Here is a 16,346-nt window from a genome sequence, read left to right as displayed (position 1 = left end):
GGGAAACCTCCCGGGATCAACCCCATCCGGCGCCGGAGCCTGGGCACACTCCCCAGGCCGGGTTCATGAAACCTCTGGTTTCACGGGCTTCCATGTAAACCGGAACCTTGTTAGTATCGCTAGTTCACTTTTTTGATCCATCCTGCCGGATTGGCGTGCCCGAGGCGCGCTGTCGGCCATCACTCAGCTGGAGAACCGCGTCATGGCGCGTATTGCAGGCGTCAACCTGCCAGCCCAGAAGCATGTCTGGGTCGGGTTGCAAAGCATTTACGGCATCGGCCGTACCCGTTCGAAGAAGGTCTGCGAAGTCGCAGGCGTCGCTTCGACCACCAAGATCCGCGATCTGTCGGAGCCGGAAATCGAGCGCCTGCGCGCCGAAGTCGGCAAGTACATCGTGGAAGGCGATCTGCGCCGTGAGATCGGCATCGCGATCAAGCGCCTGATGGACCTGGGCTGCTACCGCGGCCTGCGTCACCGTCGTGGCCTCCCGCTGCGTGGCCAGCGCACCCGTACCAACGCCCGCACCCGCAAGGGTCCGCGCAAGGCGATCAAGAAGTAAGGGACTGAGAAATGGCTAAGCCCGCTGCTAAGACCAAGAAGAAGATCAAGCGCGTCGTCACTGACGGCGTTGCCCACGTCCACGCTTCGTTCAACAACACCATCGTCACCATCACCGACCGCCAGGGCAATGCTCTGTCGTGGGCGACCTCCGGTGGCGCTGGCTTCCGCGGTTCGCGCAAGTCGACCCCGTTCGCTGCCCAGGTGGCTGCCGAGAAGGCCGGTCGTGCTGCGCTGGACTACGGCGTGAAGTCGCTGGAAGTCCGCATCAAGGGCCCGGGTCCGGGCCGTGAGTCGGCCGTGCGTTCGTTGAACAACGTCGGCTACAAGATCACCAACATCATCGACGTGACGCCCATCCCGCACAACGGGTGCCGTCCGCCGAAGAAGCGTCGCGTCTAAAGGGAGCGATAAGAAATGGCTCGTTATATCGGTCCTACCTGTAAGCTCGCCCGCCGCGAAGGCGCCGACCTGTCCCTGAAGAGCCCGGCGCGTGCGCTGGACTCCAAGTGCAAGCTGGAGCAGAAGCCCGGCCAGCACGGCGCCACTGCCCGCAAGGGCAAGCTGTCCGACTACGCCACCCAGCTGCGTGAAAAGCAGAAGGTCAAGCGTATCTACGGCCTGCTGGAGCGTCAGTTCCGCAACTACTACAAGAAGGCCTCGACCAAGAAGGGCAACACCGGCGAGAACCTGCTGCAGCTGCTGGAAACCCGCCTGGACAACGTCGTCTACCGCATGGGCTTCGCCGTGACCCGTCCGGCTGCCCGCCAGCTGGTGTCGCACCGCGGCGTCACCGTGAATGGCAAGTCGGTCAACCTGGCTTCGTACCAGGTCAAGGCTGGCGATGCCATCGCGCTGTCCGAGAAGGCTGCCAAGCAGCTGCGCGTCCAGGAAGCCCTGACCGTCGCCGCACAGCATGACCTGAGCCCGTCGTGGGTTGAAGTGGATTCCGGCAAGTTCACCGGCATCTTCAAGGCGGTTCCGGATCGTTCGGATCTGCCTGCGGACATCAACGAAGCGCTGATCGTCGAGCTGTATTCGAAGTAATTCACATTGGAGAGCCCCCGGCGACGGCCGGGGGTTCACTAGGAGAACCCGCAACATGACGGTTACCGCCAACCAGGTTCTGCGTCCTCGCGGTCCGCAGATCGAACGCCTTACCGACACCCGTGCAAAGGTCGTTATCGAACCTTTGGAGCGGGGTTACGGGCATACGCTGGGCAACGCCCTGCGTCGCGTGCTGCTGTCGTCCATCCCGGGCTTCGCCATCACGGAAGTCGAAATCGACGGCGTGTTGCATGAGTACACCACGGTCGAAGGTCTGCAGGAGGACGTGCTCGAAGTCCTGCTGAACCTGAAGGACGTGGCCATCCGTATGCACTCCGGCGACAGCGCCACCCTGTCCCTGTCCAAGCAGGGCCCGGGCGTTGTCACCGCTGCCGATATCAAGGTCGACCACAATGTGGAGATCCTGAACGGCGACCATGTGATCTGCCACCTGACCAAGGATACGGCAGTGAACATGCGTCTGAAGATCGAGCGTGGTTTCGGCTACCAGCCGGCTGCTGCGCGTCGTCGTCCGGACGAAGAAACCCGTGCCATCGGCCGCCTGGTCCTGGATGCCTCGTTCTCGCCGGTCCGCCGCGTCGCCTATGCCGTGGAAGCGGCCCGCGTCGAACAGCGTACCGACCTGGACAAGCTGGTCATCGATATCGAGACCAACGGCACCATCGATGCCGAGGAAGCCGTGCGCACCGCCGCCGACATCCTCAGCGACCAGCTGTCGGTGTTCGGTGACTTCACCCACCGCGACCGCGGTGCGGCCAAGCCGGCCAACAACGGCGTGGATCCGGTGCTGCTGCGCCCGATCGACGATCTGGAGCTGACCGTGCGTTCGGCCAACTGCCTGAAGGCTGAAAGCATCTACTACATCGGCGATCTGATCCAGAAGACCGAAGTGGAGCTGCTGAAGACCCCGAACCTGGGCAAGAAGTCGCTCACCGAGATCAAGGAAGTGCTGGCCCAGCGTGGCCTGTCGCTTGGCATGAAGCTGGAGAACTGGCCGCCGGCCGGCGTCGCCAGCCACGGCATGCTGGGCTGATAAAGCCTCCTGCTGTACCCGAAGGCTCCACCGTCAGCGGTGGAGCCTTCACCGCAAGATGCCATGACGAACCGCAGGTTCGCGGGCAGGTCGTCCAGGACGGGCGGCCAGGACCATCCGCAGTCCGTGCAGCAACGCCAGGATGGCGACAACGATCCACACAGCCACATCATTAACCAAGGAATATCACCATGCGTCACCAGAAGTCTGGCCGTAAGTTCAGCCGTACCAGCGCCCATCGCGAAGCGATGTTCAAGAACATGGCCGCCTCGCTGTTCAAGCACGAGCTGATCAAGACCACCCTGCCGAAGGCCAAGGAACTGCGCCGCGTCGCCGAGCCGCTGATCACCCTGGCCAAGGTCGACTCCGTTGCCAACCGCCGTCTGGCCTTTGCCCGCCTGCGTGACAACGAAGCCGTGGGCAACCTGTTCACCATCCTGGGCCCGCGCTACGCGAACCGTCCGGGCGGCTACCTGCGTCTGCTGAAGTGCGGCTTCCGCGCCGGCGACAATGCGCCGATGGCCTACGTCGAGCTGGTCGACCGTCCGGCCGTGGCCGAGGAAGTGGCCGAGTAATCGGACCGCTCCAACGCGACACAGCGAAAGCCCGGCATCTGCCGGGCTTTTGCGTTCTGGTAGCGCCGGGCGATGCCCGGCGTTTACGTTTCCGCTGCGCTCGCCGGGCATGGCCCGGCGCTACCTGCGAAGGGAAGTAGCCCGCACCGTTCCGACGAGCGTCACCGCCAGCGGTTCGAATGGCAGGCGCGGTCGGTTACGCTTGGCGCCTGATCCATTCGAGCATTCACGATGAATCCTCTGCGCTGGCCCTTCCGCGCCCAGTTCCTGCTGGGCTTCCTGATCTGCGTGGGCCTGCTGGGCTATGCGATTTTCCTGCAGCTGAAGATGGGGCTGGAGCCGTGCCCGCTGTGCATCTTCCAGCGACTGGCCTTCGCCGCGCTCGGCCTGCTGTTCCTGCTGGGCGCACTGCACGGCCCGTCGAACCGGCCGGGACGGGTGACGTACGGCATCCTTGCCTTCATTGCGGCCGCCGTCGGCGTCGGCATCGCCGCGCGCCATGTCTACGTGCAGATGCTGCCGCCGGAAATGGGTGCCACCTGTGGCCCGCCGCTGAGCTTCCTGCGCGAGACCATGGGCCCGTTCGAGGTGTTCCGCACGGTGCTGACCGGTACCGGCAACTGCGGCAACATCGACTGGACCTTCCTCGGACTGACCATGCCGATGTGGTCGGGCGTGTGGTTCGTGCTGCTGGGGCTGTGGGCACTGCTGGTGCCGCTGCGCAGGGTCAGGCGCTGAGTAACTGACGCGCCCCAGCAGAGCCGGGCATGGGTTCGGCTCTGCCGGGGATCAGCGACATCGATCAGAAATCCTGTTGCAGGCTGAGATAGGCGCCGCGCCGCGGGCCCCACTGCGGGGCGAACACGCCTACGCCGCCGCCATCACGCAGCTGATAGCTGCGATCCAGCGCGTTGATCAACGCCAGCTGTGCATGCAGCGGATGGCCGCTGTCGGCGTTGAAATCGTGGCCAGCACTGAGGTTCACCTGCAGGTAGGACGGCAGCTCGCCCCCATTGGGTACGCCTTCGGTGTCCGAGCGCAGGCCACTGCCGAACACGTAGTTGGCACCGATCCGGTTGTGTCCGGCGAAGGCATAGCTGACGCCACCCGACGAGGTCAGCTTCTGGTCGTGGTCCAGGTGGATCCAATGGTCGGCCACGTAGGCCAGGGCGTCCGGGTCGAGGTTGTACTGGCCGGTGATCACCTGGGTGCCGATCGCCTTGTTGTATGCAGCGTTGAAGTAAGCGCTGAACGGTCCGTCGCTGTAGTCGGCGCTGAACTCCAGGCCGCGGATGTGGCCGCGACGATAGTTGAACGTCGAATAGAGGTAGGCGGCGCCGAACTGGCCTTCATCCTGCAGGCGGGCGACACGTCGGTCATACGCATCCGCGCCGAGTGTCAGGTGCTCGCCGATCTGCTGCGAGATGCCGATGTCGTAGTAGTCACTGCGCTCGGCCAGTGGCGTGGCGTTGCCATCGCTGGGCTGCTGGTTGCTGGTGCCGTCGTACAGCGCGATGTCGTCGCGGGCGATCAGCTCGCTGGCCGGTGGTGTGAAGTAGCGCGAATAGCCGGCGTGCAGGGTGGTGCTGTCGCTGGCATTCCAGACCAAGCCCAGGCGCGGGCTGAGCTGGCCTTCGGTCCGCCCGAAGGCCGTGTAGCGGTCGCCGCGCAGACCATAGTTGACCGTCCAGTCGTCTCCGATCTTCCACTCGTCCTGCACGTAGAGCGCCAGCGTGCTGGCGTGGAAAGCACTGTGGTCGGGAATCAGCAGGGGCGTGGTGCTGGCCTGCTGGCCGGCGTCGTCAACCGGGAACACCCAGCTGCTGCTGTGGGCCCGCGCGGTCTCATGATTGCCGTACAGGCCATAGCGCAGCGTGTGATCGCTGCCCAGCGGGGTGGAAACGTCGGCCTGCACGGTGTTGGCGCGGTTGCTGCGCTGGACCTGTGAGGCAACACCGCTGAATACCAGATCGCCCGCCACATCGGGATTGAACCCGATATCGCTGTAGCGTTGGCCGGCCGAGAGCTGGTATGCGCTGGCACCCAGCGTCCCCTGCAGCACCAGCATGCCGAAGCGCGTGGTCTCGCGCTGGGTCTCATCCAGCTGGCTGGAGTCGAACGCGGTGGTATCGAGGTAGCCGAACTGCGGTGTCTGGCCCGGGTTTACCGGAATCTGGAAGCGGTTGTTGGCAACGCCGGCGAACACGCTCACGCGCGTGTTCTCGTCCAGCAGATAGGTGAGGTCGGCGAACGCCTTGCCCTGGTGCGTATCGTCGTGCAGCGGCCGGCGCGAGTTCGTCGGGTTCTCCAGGCCGACCTCGTTCTGGTCGTAGTTGCCGGTCAGGAACCAGCTCCATCGTCCCTGGTTGCCCCACCAGGAGGCGTTGGGATTGACCTTGCCGAACGACCCGGCAGTCAGTCCGGCGCTGCCGCCGTTGCCCAGTTCGGCGCCGCTGCGGGTGGTGATGTCCACCACTGCGGCGGTGCGTTCACCGAACTGCGCCGGCAGTGCGCCATCCATCAGCCGGATGCTCCTGATGGTGCGCGCATCCAGGGTCTGGCCGAAGCCGGAGATCGATTCGGGCAGCAGCACGCCGTTGATGCGGTACTGCAGGTTGGCGTGATCACCACGCACATGGACACCGCCGTAGGAATCCTGGACCACGCCCGGGGCCTGCAGCAGCACCTGGCTGAGTGCGGCGGAGGCGCCGAGCGGCTGCTTCTGGATGTCCTCTGCGGTGATCTGGTACTGGCTGCTGCCGATGTCCGGCGACAGCGCGTTGCGGGCCTGGTCGAGGTGGGCGCTGACGGTGACCGCATCCAGGTTCTTCACTGCGGGCCCGGCGTCATCCGCGGCCGCGGCAAGGGTGGGCGTGCTGGCCAGGGCCAGGGCGAAGGTGATGCCGGTAGCGAGGCGTGAGGGCTTCATGGGAGAGAGCAGGGGCCTGGGGCGGGGAGGGGGCCAGTCCATGACGGTGAGTGTTACTCCGTAACAGATCATGCGCCTCTGCCGGCGCCGCCGACCATGCGGTCTGTGGCTGCTTGGCACGTGCTTTCCCTGGCGTTCAGGCATCGGGCCGGAAGGGCTGGCCCTTTGCGGCGGCGGCCGGCTCTGCGACCATGACCGTCCCCCACCCCGGAAGTCTGCAATGAGCCTGTCCGCCGTTTCACCGGTTCCCGATCCTGCCGCAACCGCTGCGGGTGCTGCCTGGTCGCCGGAGAGCTGGCGCGGCAAGACCGCACTGCAGATGCCGACCTATCCCGACCCGGTGGCGCTGGATGCTGCCCTGCATGAGCTGAAGCGGCTGCCGCCCCTGGTGACCTCGTGGGAGATCCTGGCGCTGAAGCAGCAGCTGGCGGAGGCGCAGGAGGGCAAGCGCTTCCTGCTGCAGGGCGGCGATTGCGCCGAGAACTTCAGCGACTGTGAGTCCGGCACCATCTCCAATCGGCTGAAGGTGCTGCTGCAGATGAGCCTGGTACTGGTGCATGGCCTGCGCCAGCCGGTGATCCGCGTCGGCCGCTTCGCCGGCCAGTACGCCAAGCCACGCTCGGCTGATACCGAGACCCGTGATGGGGTGACGCTGCCCAGCTACCGGGGCGATGTGATCAATGCGCCAGCCTTCACCGAAGCCGCGCGCCTGCCCGACCCGAAGCGGATGCTGCAGGCCCACGCGCATTCGGCGATGACGATGAACTTCGTGCGGGCGCTGATCGATGGCGGCTTCGCCGACCTGCACCACCCCGAGTACTGGAACCTGGACTGGGTGCGGCATTCGCCGCTCGCCGCCGAGTACCAGAAGATGGTGGCATCGATCGGCGATGCCGTGCACTTCATGGAAACCCTGGCCGGTGCCCGGGTGCACAACCTCAACCGCATCGACTTCTACACCTCGCACGAGGCCCTGCTGCTGCCCTACGAGCAGGCGCTGACCCGGCAGGTGCCGCGCCAGCAGGGCTGGCTGAACCTGAGCACGCACTATCCCTGGATCGGCATGCGCACGGCGGCGCTGGATGGCGCGCACGTGGAGTACCTGCGGGGCGTGCGCAATCCGATCGCGATCAAGGTTGGGCCGTCGGTTTCGCCGGACCAGCTGCTGCGCCTGATCGATGTACTCAATCCGGACGACGAGCCGGGGCGCCTGTCCTTCATTCACCGCATGGGCGCGGCGCAGATAGCCGAAAAGCTGCCGTCGCTGCTGGAAGCGGTCAAGCGCGATGGCCGTCGCGTGCTGTGGGTGTGCGATGCCATGCACGGCAACACCGAGAGTACTGCCAATGGGTTCAAGACGCGTCGCTTCGACAACGTGCGCCGCGAGGTGGAGTTGTCGTTCGATCTGCACGCCGCGGCGGGTACGCGCCTGGGCGGCGTGCACCTGGAGCTGACCGGCGAAGACGTGACCGAATGCACCGGTGGCGCGCGCGAGCTCACCGAGCGTGATCTTGAGCGCGCGTACCGTTCCACGGTCGATCCGCGGCTGAACTACGAGCAGTCGCTGGAGATCGCGATGGCGATCGTGCGCAAGCAGGAACAGGTGCGGTAAGGGTTTTTCGGCAGGGCTTGCAGCCCTGCACCTGCTGCGAACCGAAGCAACAGCAACGGCAGAAGCGGGCATTCCGTGGGATGGCGGGGCGGTGTCGGAGTGCGGGGACGCCGTGAACCCATCCCTGGGGGCTTGGCAGCCGCATCCATGCGGCTGACACCCCGCACTCCGACACCTCCCCGCCTCTGACAGATTCCGGCGGCTGTTGATGGGTGTCAACCTTGGTCGACACGGTAGATCCACGTCATGCGTGGATGAATTTCCAATGGAATCGAATATCTCGATATCTGGGAGATGTGAGCCGAGCATGGCTCGGCTCTACAGAATTCAGTACTCGACAGGTCGCAAGAATCTGTCGAAGGCGGGGTGGGTCCGGTTGCGGGGGCGTGAGCCGCATGGATGCGGCGACCGAGCCTCCATGGACGGATTCACGGCGTCCCCCGCAACCGGACCCACCCCGCCATCCCACGGAATGCCAGCTTCTGCTGTTGCTGTTGCTGTTGCTGTTGCTGTTGCTTCTGCAGTTGCTGTTGCTCCAGCCCGCAGCAGGTGCAGGGCTGCAAGCCCTGCAGACCAACACCCTGCTTACGAACGACTGACGTGACGCTCATGCGCCATGCGCGAGGCTGTCCGCTGCTGTTCGAGTGGAGGTGGCAACCGTGCACTGGCAAAGCGCACAGGCATATGCATGGCCGCTGGGTCTGGCGGCGCTGGTAGGCGGCATCGGCGCCTGGCTGATCCTGTGGATCTATCACCGGCTGAAAGGGCGTGATCGCCGGCGCGCGCGCATCGGTCGTGTGCTCGGTCTGCCAATGGCGACCGCATGGCCCTTGCTGCTGCTGATCCCGGCGCTGCAGGCCACGCCGCTGCAGGAGCCTCTGCTGGGGCATCTGCAGCACGGGCTGCACATCGCGCTGACGGCCTGTTTCATCTGGCTGCTGGTGCGCGCGGTGGCCGCCGGCGAGCGTGCGATCCTGCGCAGTCATCCCATCGACGTCTCGGACAATCTGGAAGCCCGTCGCATCCAGACCCAGACGCGGGTGCTGAGCCGCGTGCTGATGGGCGGCATCATCGTGCTCGGTGCATCGCTGGTGCTGCTGACATTCCCGATGGTGCAGAAGATCGGTACCGCCCTGCTGGCTTCGGCCGGTCTGATCGGGCTGGTCGCGGGCATCGCCGCCAAGCCGGTGTTCGGCAACCTCATCGCCGGCCTGCAGATCGCCGTGACCCAGCCGATCCGGCTGGATGATGTGGTGATCGTTGAAGGCGAGTGGGGGCGCGTGGAGGAGATCGGCAGCAGCTATGTGGTGGTCCGCATCTGGGACGAGCGGCGCATGGTGGTGCCGCTGACCTGGTTCATCGAGAACCCCTTCCAGAACTGGACCCGGCGCAGCGCCGATCTGCTCGGCACGGCGTTCCTGTGGCTGGACTACCGTGCGCCGATCGCGGCGATCCGCAGTGAACTGGAGCGCATCTGCCGCGGCGAGGCGCTGTGGGATGGACGGGTCTGCGTGACCCAGGTGACCGAAACCAGCGAGCGGGCGATCCAGGTGCGTCTGCTGGTCAGTGCACGCAGCTCCGGCGATGCCTTCGATCTTCGCTGCCTGGTGCGCGAGCGCATGCTGGATTTTCTGGCGCGCGAGCATCCGCAATCACTGCCGCAGCTGCGCGCGCGGTTGCAGCGCGAGGATGAGCTGGACATGCCGCGCGCACCGCGTGCACGTACGGCAGATGTACGTTCACCCGGGGCGGAGGACGGCGAGGCCGCGATCGCGCCGGTGGAACCGGAGCCCGACCGCTAGCGCCGGGACGTGCCCGGCGAGCGCAGCCGTACCGCCCGGTCCGCCGGGCAGCCCGGGGCCGATCAAGGCTCGCCAGTGTCGATCAGGGTGTCGGTTTCGAAATGAGGTGGACGGCGCGCACGCGTGCGTTGCTCGTAGGCGTAGGCCATTTCGATCAGCTTCGGCTCGCTCCAGGCCGTGCCCATGAACAGCAGGCCGACCGGCAGGCCGTTGATCTGTCCCATCGGCACGCTCAGGCTGGGGTAACCCGCGACCGCTGCCACGCTGTAGCTCTCACCCGGGAAATCGTCGCCTTCGCGGCGGATGGGCCAGGCCGTGCCGGTGGTCGGTGCAACCAGCGCATCCAGCCGGTTGGCAGCCAGGACGGCGTCGATGCCTTCCGGGCCGGCCAGGCGTCGCGCATCGCTGCGCGCACGGATGTAGGCGGGGTCGGCCAGTCCGGCAGTGGCGTTGGCCTCCAGCAGCAGTTCCTGGCCGAACAGGCCCAGTTCCTGCGGCGCCTGGGCCTGGTTGAAGGCGATGAGTTCGCCAAGACTGCGCAGGGGCGCTCGGTAGGTCTTGAAGTAGCGCTCCAGCCCGGCCTTGAACTCATGCAGCAGCACGACCCGCTCGGCTTCGGCCCAAGCGCCCGGGTCGGGCAGTTCCACCGGCACCACCACCGCGCCCGCACGGCGCAGTTCGGCGGCGGCCTGATCGATCAGCGGTGCCATGCCACGGTATGTCAGCAGAGGGGTCTGCAGCAGGCCGATGCGCTTGCCGCGCAGGCCTTCGGGGTCCAGGCGCGCGGTGTAGTCGTAGACCGCGCGGCCGGGCATGGTGGCCGTGGCGGGGTCGGCATCGTCCCGGCCCGCGATCGCCGTCAGTACGGCCGCGGCGTCGGCGACGCTGCGCGTCATCGGCCCGGCGGTGTCCTGGCTGAAGGAGATCGGGATGATGCCTTCGCGGCTGACCAGGCCGACCGTCGGTTTCAGGCCGACGATGCCGTTGATCGCGGCCGGGCAGACGATGCTGCCGTCGGTCTCGGTGCCGATCGCCACACTGGCCAGATTGGCGGCCACCGCCACCGCGCTGCCGCTGCTGGAACCGCAGGGCGAATGGCTGAGACGGTACGGATTGCGGGTCTGGCCACCGCGCGCGCTCCAGCCCGACACCGAATCGTTGCCGCGGAAGTTGGCCCACTCGCTGAGATTGGTCTTGCCCAGCACGACCGCACCGGCCTCGCGCAGGCGTCTTACCAGGTAGGCATCGGCGGGGCGGAACCCCTGCAGCGCGAGCGATCCGGCGCTGGTGGTCATGGGCGCGGCGTTGATGTTGTCCTTCAGCAGGACCGGAATGCCATGCAGCGGCCCGCGCAGATGGCCGTCCCGGCGCTCGCGATCGCGTTCACCGGCTTCCCGCAGGGCATCCGGGTTGAGTTCGATGACGGCACGCAGGCGCGGCCCGGCGCGATCCAGCGCAGCGATGCGCTGCAGGTAGGCGTGGGTCAGCGTGGTGCTGTCCAGTTCGCCGGCCACCATGCGCGCCTGCAGGTCGGCCAGGTCGGTCTCGGCGTAGGGGAAGGGCACGTTGCGGCTCGCGGGTTCGGCGGCGTGGGCGCTGGTCGTGGCCGGGCTGCAGCCAACAATGAACAACGCGGGCAGCGCGATGAGCAGGCAGGTCAGCAGAGGCGGCAAGGACGGGCGCATGGGGCGGCTTGGTCGGCTCCAATGCCCAGTGTAGCTGCTGCTCAGTGGTGGCGCTTGCGCAGGTCGCGGGCCAGGACGTAGACCACGAGCAGGTTGATCGCCAGGATCGTCCAGGAAGGCCAGCCGGGGTGGCGGACGATGGCGAAGACATCGAAGGGCAGATACAGCGCGGCGGTCAGGCAGCCCAGCCAGGAGGCCCAGGCCTTGGCCCGCCAGAGGCCCCAGGCTTCCACCAGGTGCAGCAGGCCGTAGCCGATCATCGCCGCCGCCGCCAGGTGCACGGCGTCGGGATTGATCATGTTCAGCAGCGAGGGCAGGGTGCCGTGATCCGGGTCCAGGCTGAAACGCCGGATCAGGGCATTGACCCCATCGCGGAGCGGCTGCGGACCGAGCACTTCAAGCCCGGTCGCAGCCAGCAACGCCAGCACCGCCTTGCTCGCTTCGAGCAGGGCGATGACGTGGAGGCCCGGATGCCGGTGTGGATCCGGGTTGTAGCCGCTCTGGCTCACGGTCCGGCTCAGCCGCCGCGCGAAGCCTTCTTGCGGTCGCTTTCGGTCAGGAACTTCTTGCGCAGGCGGATTTCCTTCGGCGTGATCTCGACCAGCTCGTCGTCCTCGATGAAGTCCAGCGCCTGTTCCAGCGAGTACTTGATCGCCGGGGTCAGCTGGATCGCATCGTCCTTGCCCGAAGCGCGCATGTTGGTCAGCGGCTTGGTCTTGATGGCGTTGACGGTCAGGTCGTTGTCCTTGGAGTGGATGCCGACCAGCTGGCCTTCATACACATTGTCGCCTTCAGCCGCGAACAGCTTGCCGCGTTCCTGCAGCGGGCCCAGGGAGTAGGCCGGAGTCACGCCCGGGGCGTTGGCGATCATGACGCCGTTGATGCGCTTGGCGATAGCGCCCTGTTCCTTCGGACCGTAATGGTCGAACACGTGGAACAGCAGGCCCGAACCCTGGGTCAGGGTCTTGAATTCGTTCTGGAAGCCGATCAGGCCACGGGCCGGGATCGAGTATTCCAGGCGCACGCGGCCCTTGCCGTCCGGTTCCATGTTCTTCAGCTGGCCCTTGCGGGTGCCCAGCTTTTCCATCACGCCGCCCTGGTGCACTTCTTCCACGTCCACCACCAGCTGTTCGATCGGCTCCATCTGCTGGCCGTCGATTTCCTTGATGATCACTTCCGGGCGCGACACGGCCAGCTCGTAGCCTTCACGACGCATGTTCTCGATCAGCACCGACAGGTGCAGTTCGCCACGGCCGGAGACCAGGAACTTGTCGGCGTCCTCCAGCTGTTCGACCTTCAGCGCCACGTTGTGGACCTTTTCACGGTCCAGGCGGTCCTTGATCTGGCGGCTGGTCAGGAACTTGCCACCGGACAGGTCCTTGTTGCCCGCGAACGGCGAGTTGTTGACCTGGAAGGTCATCGAGATGGTCGGCTCGTCCACGGTCAGCGCCGGCAGCGCTTCCGGGGTGTCCGGGTGGCAGAGGGTGTCGGAGATGGTCAGCTCCGGAATGCCCGAGATCGCCACGATGTCGCCGGCTTCAGCGGTGTCCTGCTCGATGCGCTCCAGGCCCAGGAAGCCCAGCACCTGCGCGACCTTGCCGTTGCGCTTCTTGCCTTCACGATCGATCACCGTGACCTGCATGTTCTTCTTCAGGGTGCCGCGCTGGATGCGACCGATGCCGATCACGCCCACGAAGTTGTTGTAGTCCAGCTGGCTGATGCGCATCTGGAAGGCACCTTCCGGATCCACTTCGGGCTTCGGCGCGTGCTTCATGATCGCTTCGTAGAGCGGGGTCATGTCGCCGTCGCGGACGGTGTCTTCCAGGCCGGCATAGCCGTTCAGGGCCGACGCATAGACGATCGGGAAGTCCAGCTGCTCGTTGGTCGCGCCGAGCTTGTCGAACAGATCGAACACCTGGTCGATCACCCAGTCCGGACGCGCGCCCGGACGGTCGATCTTGTTGACCACCACGATCGGCTTGAAGCCCATCGCGAAGGCCTTCTGGGTGACGAAGCGGGTCTGCGGCATCGGGCCGTCCATCGCGTCGACCAGGATCAGCACGGTGTCGACCATCGACAGCACGCGCTCGACCTCACCGCCGAAGTCGGCGTGGCCGGGGGTGTCGACGATGTTGATCCGGTTCTTGATGCCGGTCTTCTTGTCTTCCCAGGTGATGGCCGTGTTCTTGGCCAGGATGGTGATGCCGCGTTCCTTTTCCTGGTCGTTGCTGTCCATCACGCGCTCGGCGAGGACGGTACGCTCGGACAGGGTGCCGGACTGCTTCAGCAGCTGGTCGACCAGGGTGGTCTTGCCATGGTCGACGTGGGCGACGATGGCGATGTTGCGAAGATTTTCGATGGACATACGAAAGGGGGCCAGTCGGCGCCGGATTTGGAAAAAGAAGTCCAACATTATACGTCGAACTTGACGATTCGCGAAAAGCTGGATTCCGGTCCGCCCGGGAGCCCCATTCAGCTGGCCGTCGGGGCCCCGCCGGCGGCGCCCCTCCAGAGCCTGAAGCGTCGCCCTGCGCCGATGGTCGAAGCCGCCGCCGCCGCGAGCCGGGTGTAAACTAGGTGGCTAGACGCCTTTCCCTTTGCAACAAGGATCTTCATGTCCCTCATCGCCACTTTCGACACCACCCAGGGCCCGATCAAGGTCGAGCTGTTCGCTGACAAGGCGCCGCTGACCGTTGCCAACTTCGTGAACCTGGTCAAGCACGGCTTCTATGACGGCCTGATCTTCCACCGCGTGATCGCCGACTTCATGATCCAGGGCGGTTGCCCGCAGGGCCGTGGTACCGGTGGCCCGGGCTACAAGTTCGAAGACGAGAAGAACGGCGTGAAGCATGAGGTCGGCTCGCTGTCGATGGCCAACGCCGGCCCGAACACCAATGGCAGCCAGTTCTTCATCACCCACATCAAGACCGATTGGCTGGATGGCCGCCACACCGTGTTCGGCAAGGTTCTGGAAGGCCAGGCCATCGTCGATTCGGTCAAGCAGGGCGACGTGATCCATTCGATCACCCTGGAAGGCGACGTCGACGCCGCGCTGGCCGCACAGGCCGACCGCGTGGCCGAGTGGAACAAGATCCTCGCCGCCTGACCCCCTTCCGAGACGGCCACCCACGGGTGGCCGTTTCCCTGTTCTCCGCCGCCTGCCAGGCCCGCCGGGCCACGCCCGCGGCGTCCCATCAAACGCTTGCAAGCAAGAGGAAACCCCCATGAAAGCACCCGTTCGTGTTGCCGTGACCGGCGCCGCCGGCCAGATCGGTTATGCCCTGCTGTTCCGCATCGCCTCCGGCGAAATGCTGGGCAAGGACCAGCCGGTCATCCTGCAGCTGCTGGAGCTGCCGGTGGACAAGGCCCAGGCCGCCCTGAAGGGCGTGATGATGGAACTGGAAGACTGCGCCTTCCCGCTGCTGGCCGGCATGGTCGGCACCGACGACGCTGAAGTGGCGTTCAAGGATGCCGACATCGCCCTGCTGGTCGGCGCGCGTCCGCGCGGCCCGGGCATGGAGCGCAAGGACCTGCTGCTGGAAAACGCCAAGATCTTCACCGCGCAGGGCGCGGCGCTGAACAAGGTCGCCAGCCGTGACGTGAAGGTGCTGGTGGTCGGCAACCCGGCCAACACCAACGCCTACATCGCCATGAAGTCGGCACCGGACCTGAAGCCGGAAAACTTCACCGCCATGCTGCGCCTGGACCACAACCGTGCCCTGAGCCAGCTGTCGGCCAAGCTCGGCAAGCCGGTCGGTGGCATGGAAAAGCTGGTGGTGTGGGGCAACCACAGCCCGACCATGTACCCGGACTACCGTTTCGCCACCGCCGATGGTGCTTCGATCGCCGATGCGATCAACGACCAGGAGTGGAATGCCAACACCTTCATTCCGACCGTCGGCAAGCGCGGCGCGGCGATCATCGAAGCCCGTGGCTCGTCCTCGGCGGCTTCGGCGGCCAATGCCGCGATCGACCACGTGCGTGACTGGGTGCTGGGCAGCAACGGCAAGTGGGTCACCATGGGCGTGCCGTCCGATGGTTCCTACGGCATCCCGGAAGGCGTGATCTTCGGCTTCGCCGTGACCACCGAGAACGGCAAGTACACCCTGGTCAAGGATCTGCCGATCGACGATTTCAGCCAGAAGTACATCGACAAGACCCTGGCCGAGCTGGAAGAAGAACGCGCTGGCGTTGCCCACCTGCTGGGCTGATGCCGCGGGTGCCGGTCTGGCCGGCACGCAGCTGACAGAAACGGGGAAGCTTCGGCTTCCCCGTTTTCATATGGAGTTCCGCAGAACCGCATGATCCACCTGCATTACATCGATGACGCGCTGCTGGTGGTGGAAAAGCCCGCTGGCCTGCTGTCCGTGCCTGGCCGTAGCGCGGAGAACCAGGACTGCGTGGTGGCCCGCCTGCAGGTGCTGTACCCGGACGCGCTGACCGTGCATCGGCTGGACCAGGTCACCTCCGGTCTGCTGCTGCATGCACGGGGCAAGACGACGCAGGCCGCGTTGTCGATGCAGTTCGAGCAGCGCAGGGTTGGCAAGTGTTACGAAGCCGTCGTGCAGGGTGTGATCGAAGGTGATGCCGGTGAAGTGGATCTGCCGCTGATCGTGGATTGGCCGAACCGGCCGAAACAGAAGGTCGACCATGAACACGGCAAGCCGGCGCTGACGCGCTGGCGCGTGCTGGCCCGCGATGTTGAAGCGCAGCGCACGCGCGTGGCGCTGGAGCCGGTGACCGGGCGCAGCCATCAGTTGCGCCTGCACATGGCCAGCCTGGGTCATCCGATCGTCGGCGATGTGCTGTATGGCGCCGCACCGGCGCAGCGTGTGCATCTGCATGCGCGCAGCCTGCAATTCACTCATCCGGTGACGGGCGAAGTGCTCGCGTTCGAGTCTGCGGCTCCGTTCTAGAGAGTAGGTGTATCGGCAGGGCTGCGCCCTGCACCTGCACCTGCAGAGGCAACTTCAACGTCAAAAGCGGGCAATCTGTGGGTTGGCGGGGCGGTGTCGGAGTGCGGGGACGCCGCAAGTACGTCCCTGTGGCTTGGCCGCGGCATCCATGCCGCGGACACCCCGCAC

At 65.8% G+C, this 16,346-nt stretch carries 15 protein-coding genes; 11 read left to right on the top strand and 4 right to left on the bottom strand.

Annotated elements, in window-relative coordinates; translation table 11 throughout:
* Window positions 1–202: 202 nt before the first annotated feature.
* The 6 genes from rpsM to ACVOKU_RS14680 all read left to right on the top strand — a co-directional run bounded on the left by rpsM (window position 203) and on the right by ACVOKU_RS14680 (window position 3,972).
* Window positions 203–559 carry a 30S ribosomal protein S13 gene (rpsM, locus tag ACVOKU_RS14705; protein WP_004154500.1) on the top strand — a complete coding sequence of 119 codons (357 nt, stop codon included), beginning with the start codon at window positions 203–205 and terminating at the stop codon, window positions 557–559.
* A gap of 11 nt (window positions 560–570) precedes the next feature.
* Entirely contained in the window at window positions 571–960 is a 390-nt protein-coding gene (rpsK, locus tag ACVOKU_RS14700; RefSeq protein WP_004145443.1) for a 30S ribosomal protein S11, read from the top strand.
* A 15-nt stretch (window positions 961–975) separates the two neighbouring features.
* On the top strand, window positions 976–1,605 hold the full coding sequence (rpsD, locus tag ACVOKU_RS14695; protein ID WP_004145446.1) for a 30S ribosomal protein S4: 630 nt from the start codon (window positions 976–978) through the stop codon (window positions 1,603–1,605).
* Between the two features lie 55 nt (window positions 1,606–1,660).
* Complete coding sequence (locus ACVOKU_RS14690; protein WP_004145453.1) at window positions 1,661–2,659, top strand: DNA-directed RNA polymerase subunit alpha; 999 nt, start codon at window positions 1,661–1,663, stop codon at window positions 2,657–2,659.
* 191 nt (window positions 2,660–2,850) lie between these two features.
* Window positions 2,851–3,234 carry a 50S ribosomal protein L17 gene (gene rplQ, locus ACVOKU_RS14685; protein WP_053519752.1) on the top strand — a complete coding sequence of 128 codons (384 nt, stop codon included), beginning with the start codon at window positions 2,851–2,853 and terminating at the stop codon, window positions 3,232–3,234.
* A gap of 231 nt (window positions 3,235–3,465) precedes the next feature.
* The gene (locus tag ACVOKU_RS14680) at window positions 3,466–3,972 is read left to right on the top strand and encodes a disulfide bond formation protein B (RefSeq protein WP_053519753.1); all 507 of its coding nucleotides are present in this window, start codon (window positions 3,466–3,468) and stop codon (window positions 3,970–3,972) included.
* A 64-nt stretch (window positions 3,973–4,036) separates the two neighbouring features.
* On the opposite strand, the gene ACVOKU_RS14675 is transcribed toward ACVOKU_RS14680, so the two are convergent.
* Complete coding sequence (locus ACVOKU_RS14675) at window positions 4,037–6,163, bottom strand: TonB-dependent receptor (RefSeq protein WP_481560279.1); 2,127 nt, start codon at window positions 6,161–6,163, stop codon at window positions 4,037–4,039.
* 220 nt (window positions 6,164–6,383) lie between these two features.
* On the opposite strand from ACVOKU_RS14675, the gene ACVOKU_RS14670 reads away from it, so the two are divergent.
* A complete protein-coding gene (locus tag ACVOKU_RS14670; RefSeq protein ID WP_481560278.1) occupies window positions 6,384–7,775 on the top strand; it encodes a class II 3-deoxy-7-phosphoheptulonate synthase in 1,392 nt (463 codons plus the stop codon).
* A 659-nt stretch (window positions 7,776–8,434) separates the two neighbouring features.
* A complete protein-coding gene (locus ACVOKU_RS14665; protein ID WP_262100141.1) occupies window positions 8,435–9,577 on the top strand; it encodes a mechanosensitive ion channel family protein in 1,143 nt (380 codons plus the stop codon).
* Between the two features lie 62 nt (window positions 9,578–9,639).
* On the opposite strand, the gene ACVOKU_RS14660 is transcribed toward ACVOKU_RS14665, so the two are convergent.
* From ACVOKU_RS14660 to typA, 3 genes are read right to left on the bottom strand one after another with little or no spacing between them, the layout of a single operon-like run.
* Window positions 9,640–11,262, bottom strand: a complete 1,623-nt coding sequence (locus ACVOKU_RS14660; protein ID WP_481560277.1) for an amidase — start codon at window positions 11,260–11,262, stop codon at window positions 9,640–9,642.
* Window positions 11,263–11,303: 41 nt separating this feature from the next.
* On the bottom strand, window positions 11,304–11,771 hold the full coding sequence (locus ACVOKU_RS14655; RefSeq protein WP_074900313.1) for a DUF2127 domain-containing protein: 468 nt from the start codon (window positions 11,769–11,771) through the stop codon (window positions 11,304–11,306).
* Between the two features lie 8 nt (window positions 11,772–11,779).
* Window positions 11,780–13,627, bottom strand: coding sequence for a translational GTPase TypA (gene typA, locus ACVOKU_RS14650; RefSeq protein WP_053520332.1), 1,848 nt, complete (start codon window positions 13,625–13,627; stop codon window positions 11,780–11,782).
* A 249-nt stretch (window positions 13,628–13,876) separates the two neighbouring features.
* Between typA and ACVOKU_RS14645 the strand changes: the two genes are divergently transcribed.
* From ACVOKU_RS14645 to ACVOKU_RS14635, 3 genes are all read left to right on the top strand, one after another.
* Window positions 13,877–14,368, top strand: a complete 492-nt coding sequence (locus ACVOKU_RS14645) for a peptidylprolyl isomerase (protein ID WP_053520333.1) — start codon at window positions 13,877–13,879, stop codon at window positions 14,366–14,368.
* A 118-nt stretch (window positions 14,369–14,486) separates the two neighbouring features.
* Window positions 14,487–15,473, top strand: a complete 987-nt coding sequence (locus ACVOKU_RS14640; RefSeq protein WP_005415428.1) for a malate dehydrogenase — start codon at window positions 14,487–14,489, stop codon at window positions 15,471–15,473.
* A gap of 90 nt (window positions 15,474–15,563) precedes the next feature.
* Entirely contained in the window at window positions 15,564–16,178 is a 615-nt protein-coding gene (locus tag ACVOKU_RS14635; RefSeq protein WP_481560276.1) for an RluA family pseudouridine synthase, read from the top strand.
* The last annotated feature ends 168 nt before the right edge of the window (window positions 16,179–16,346 follow it).

This window comes from Stenotrophomonas sp. STEN147, from assembly GCF_056757995.1.
This window is presented reverse-complemented; position numbering and strand designations above follow the sequence as displayed.

What these genes read in the sequence shown, in the direction of transcription:
- ACVOKU_RS14690 (WP_004145453.1), top strand. Translation starts at nt 1,661, where the DNA reads ATGACGGTTACCGCCAACCAGGTTCTGCGTCCTCGCGGTCCGCAGATC.
- rpsM (WP_004154500.1), top strand. Translation starts at nt 203, where the DNA reads ATGGCGCGTATTGCAGGCGTCAACCTGCCAGCCCAGAAGCATGTCTGG.
- ACVOKU_RS14670 (WP_481560278.1), top strand. Translation starts at nt 6,384, where the DNA reads ATGAGCCTGTCCGCCGTTTCACCGGTTCCCGATCCTGCCGCAACCGCT.
- ACVOKU_RS14645 (WP_053520333.1), top strand. Translation starts at nt 13,877, where the DNA reads ATGTCCCTCATCGCCACTTTCGACACCACCCAGGGCCCGATCAAGGTC.
- ACVOKU_RS14660 (WP_481560277.1), bottom strand. Translation starts at nt 11,262, where the DNA reads ATGCGCCCGTCCTTGCCGCCTCTGCTGACCTGCCTGCTCATCGCGCTG.
- ACVOKU_RS14675 (WP_481560279.1), bottom strand. Translation starts at nt 6,163, where the DNA reads ATGAAGCCCTCACGCCTCGCTACCGGCATCACCTTCGCCCTGGCCCTG.
- ACVOKU_RS14635 (WP_481560276.1), top strand. Translation starts at nt 15,564, where the DNA reads ATGATCCACCTGCATTACATCGATGACGCGCTGCTGGTGGTGGAAAAG.
- rpsK (WP_004145443.1), top strand. Translation starts at nt 571, where the DNA reads ATGGCTAAGCCCGCTGCTAAGACCAAGAAGAAGATCAAGCGCGTCGTC.
- ACVOKU_RS14640 (WP_005415428.1), top strand. Translation starts at nt 14,487, where the DNA reads ATGAAAGCACCCGTTCGTGTTGCCGTGACCGGCGCCGCCGGCCAGATC.
- ACVOKU_RS14680 (WP_053519753.1), top strand. Translation starts at nt 3,466, where the DNA reads ATGAATCCTCTGCGCTGGCCCTTCCGCGCCCAGTTCCTGCTGGGCTTC.
- typA (WP_053520332.1), bottom strand. Translation starts at nt 13,627, where the DNA reads ATGTCCATCGAAAATCTTCGCAACATCGCCATCGTCGCCCACGTCGAC.
- rpsD (WP_004145446.1), top strand. Translation starts at nt 976, where the DNA reads ATGGCTCGTTATATCGGTCCTACCTGTAAGCTCGCCCGCCGCGAAGGC.
- rplQ (WP_053519752.1), top strand. Translation starts at nt 2,851, where the DNA reads ATGCGTCACCAGAAGTCTGGCCGTAAGTTCAGCCGTACCAGCGCCCAT.